General features: G+C 72.9%; 3 protein-coding genes. 2 read left to right on the forward strand and 1 reads right to left on the reverse strand.

The window, feature by feature from the left end:
* Nucleotides 1-163 precede the first annotated feature (163 nt).
* Entirely contained in the window at nt 164-1,528 is a 1,365-nt protein-coding gene (locus tag AB0C29_RS41005; RefSeq protein ID WP_360832522.1) for a transaminase, read from the forward strand.
* A 7-nt stretch (nt 1,529-1,535) separates the two neighbouring features.
* On the opposite strand, the gene AB0C29_RS41010 is transcribed toward AB0C29_RS41005, so the two are convergent.
* Entirely contained in the window at nt 1,536-2,495 is a 960-nt protein-coding gene (locus AB0C29_RS41010) for an AraC family transcriptional regulator (RefSeq protein WP_360832525.1), read from the reverse strand.
* A gap of 132 nt (nt 2,496-2,627) precedes the next feature.
* On the opposite strand from AB0C29_RS41010, the gene AB0C29_RS41015 reads away from it, so the two are divergent.
* Nucleotides 2,628-2,972 (forward strand): hypothetical protein, encoded by a 345-nt coding sequence (locus AB0C29_RS41015; RefSeq protein WP_360832528.1) that lies wholly within the window; start codon nt 2,628-2,630, stop codon nt 2,970-2,972.
* The last annotated feature ends 81 nt before the right edge of the window (nt 2,973-3,053 follow it).

A 3,053-nucleotide genomic window follows, 5' to 3' on the forward strand; every position in this document is an offset into this window, starting at 1 on the left:
GGCCTGACCAGCCGCCGCGACCCCACGCCGGGCCAACTGGCCCTCTTCTGAGCGTCCCCGGCGCGCGACAGCCGTCCCGGCCCCCGATGACCGCGGTGGACCCGACATGGAATCGGTCGTCCGGAGGGTCGTTGCCCGCGCGGATCGTTGGTAGCGTCGCGCCATGCCGACGGATTCCATCGACCGCGCCCGCCTTCAGGCGCTGACCGAGCGTGAGCGGACCGCCTTCGCCGACCGGCACCCGCGGTCGGCGGCGGCCTACGCCCGCGCCGACCACCTCTTCGGCCGCGTGCCGATGACCTGGATGAACAAGAGCGCGGCCGGCTACCCGGTCTACCTCGACCGGGCCCGCGGGGCCCGGCTCACCGACATCGACGGCCACGAGTACGTGTATTTCTGCCTCGGTGACACCGCCGCGATGGCCGGGCACTCCCCCGCCCCGGTCGTCGCCGCGGTGACCCGTCGTCTGGCCGACCTGGGCGGCGCCAGCACCATGGTTCCCACCGAGGACGCGGCCCTGGTCGGCGCGGAGCTGAGCCGGCGCTTCGGCGTACCGGCGTGGAGTTTCGCCCTCACCGCGACCGACGCGAACCGCTGGGCCATCCGGCTGCTGCGTGCCGTCACGGGCCGCTCGCGCATCCTCGTCAACAGCTACTGCTACCACGGCTCGGTCGACGAGTCCCTGATCGTGGTCGGGCCGGACGGGCGGCCCCGCAGCCGCGAGGGCAACGTCGGCGCGCCCGGTGACGTGACCCTGACCAGCCGGGTCGCCGAGTTCAACGACCTGGACGGGCTGGCCCGGGAGCTGGCCCACGGCGACGTCGCGGCGGTGCTGATGGAGCCCGCGCTGACCAACATCGGCATCGTGCTGCCCGAGCCCGGTTACCTGGCCGGGGTGCGGGCGCTGACCCGCGAGCACGGCACGTACCTGATCAACGACGAGACCCACACCTTCTCGGCCGGGCCCGGCGGCGCGACCGCCGCCTGGGCCCTTGATCCCGACGTGGTCACCATCGGCAAGGCCATCGGCGGCGGCGTCCCGGTCGGCGCGTACGGGCTGAGCGCCGAACTCGCCGCGCGGCTGACCGGGCGCACCGACCTCGACCTGATCGACATGGGCGGAGTCGGTGGCACCCTGGCCGGCAACCCGGTGTCGATGGCGGCGACCCGGGCGACGCTGGAGGAGGTGCTCACCGACGCCGCCTTCGCCACGATGATCGAGGTGGCCACCGGCTTCGCCGACGGCGTCCGGAAGATCATCGCCGAGTACGCCCTGCCGTGGTCGGTGGCCCAGGTGGGGGCGCGGGTGGAGTACCGCTTCACCGCCCCGGCCCCGCGCACCGGCACGGAGTCGGCCGCGGGTGCCGACCCCGAGCTGGAGGACTTCCTGCACACGTACCTGATGAACCGGGGGGTGCTGCTGACCCCGTTCCACAACATGGCCCTGATGTGCCCGCAGACCGCGACCGGCGACGTGGCCCGCCACCATGAGGTCTTCGCCGCCGCCCTGGGCGAGCTGCTGGCCTGAGCGAAGCTCAGCCGCGCAAGGTCTCCGACGGGGAGACGCCGTAGCGGCGGCGGTAGAGGGCGGCGAAGCGGCCCAGGTGCACGAAGCCGCACCGGTACGCGATCTCGGTGACCGTGCTGTCGCGGGGTCCGCTGCGCCGCAGTTCCTCGTGCACCAGCGAGAGCCGGATCTCCCGCAGGTAGGCCATCGGTGACGTGTCGAGGTACCGCTGGAAACCGTCCTGCAGGGAGCGTGGGCTGACCGAGGCGATCCGGGCCAGGTCGGCGACGGTGAAGGACCGGCCCGGCTCGGCCCGCATGACCTCCGCGGCCCGGCGCACCGCGCGCGGCGCGGCCATCCCGGGACGCCGGTTCTCCAGAGCGTCGCGGTAGTTGTGCGACGCGGCCAGCAACAGCCCGCCGATCAGGCTCTCGCGCAGCTGCCGGCCCAGCAACGGATGCCGGACCAGGCCGTGCTGCTCGGCCGCGTCGACAGCGAGCATCCGGGCCAGCCGGGCCCAGGCGGCGCCGAGCCCGCCGGAGATGTCGAGCTCCCGGACCAGCCGCACCGGGCTGCGGACCGGCCCGTCGATCATCCGGCTCAGCTCCTCCTCCAGAGCCACCCGGTCGATCTTCACGGCCAGCAGCCGGCAGTCGCCGCTCCACCGCTCGAGAACGGTGTCGCCGACCGGCTGGAAGACCGCGGCGCTGGCGGTGGTGGCGATGAGCGGGGCGCCGCCACCCTGGCGCCAGGCCAGCTCACCGCTGAGGGGTACGTCCACGTGGTACGCACCCAGCTCACCGAACGACATCCGTACGTCGATGCCGAAGTGCAGGTCACCGAAGGTCACCCGGCCACTGTGGGCGATGTCGAAGCCGGCCTTCCAGGCGCCCGGGGAGAGCACGTCGACGGTGTTGGAGTAGAAGTGGTCCCCGAGCACCGTCCGGGCCTCGTCCACGTCCGAGGTGGTCACGCTGATGGCTTGCACGCCAACAGCATCACCGATCCGTGACCGAACCGCTACTGCCCCGGTGAGGGCCACCCGGTGGTGAACGACATCCGGCGCCGCCGTCGCTGGTTACGAGTTGACACGTCGCGTGCGCTGGGCGAGTGTTCCGAGATGAGCGACGACTGGCCGGCGGCGGGCACCCTCCTGGCGTTCCGCTACCGCCTGGTGTCGCGGCTGGAGACCGGCGGGATGGCCGAGATCTGGCACGCCCAGGACGAGCTGCTGGCCCGCCCGGTCGCACTGAAGCTGCCCACCGGCCTCGACCGGGCCCGCAGCAACGTGCTCCAGCTCGCCTGGAAAGAAGCCCGGATGGGCGCCCGGCTGTCGCACCCCAACATCGCCGCGGTGCACGACTACGACGAGGCGGTCCGCCGAGCCGCCGGAGGCACAGGCGCGTTCGGCAGCCAATGCTTGGGGAGGCCATGGTGCACGCGGCGGTCGGTTACGCCCGGATGAAGAACCGGCTCTCCGCCATGGCGTGCACGGCCTCGATCGGGCCCCGGTCATCGGGCGCCTCCGGCGCTGACACAGGTGCGG

It is taken from the genome of Actinoplanes sp. NPDC048791, assembly GCF_040650095.1.
Taxonomy (GTDB): domain Bacteria; phylum Actinomycetota; class Actinomycetes; order Mycobacteriales; family Micromonosporaceae; genus Actinoplanes.

What these genes read in the sequence shown, in the direction of transcription:
- AB0C29_RS41015 (WP_360832528.1), top strand. Translation starts at nt 2,628, where the DNA reads ATGAGCGACGACTGGCCGGCGGCGGGCACCCTCCTGGCGTTCCGCTAC.
- AB0C29_RS41005 (WP_360832522.1), top strand. Translation starts at nt 164, where the DNA reads ATGCCGACGGATTCCATCGACCGCGCCCGCCTTCAGGCGCTGACCGAG.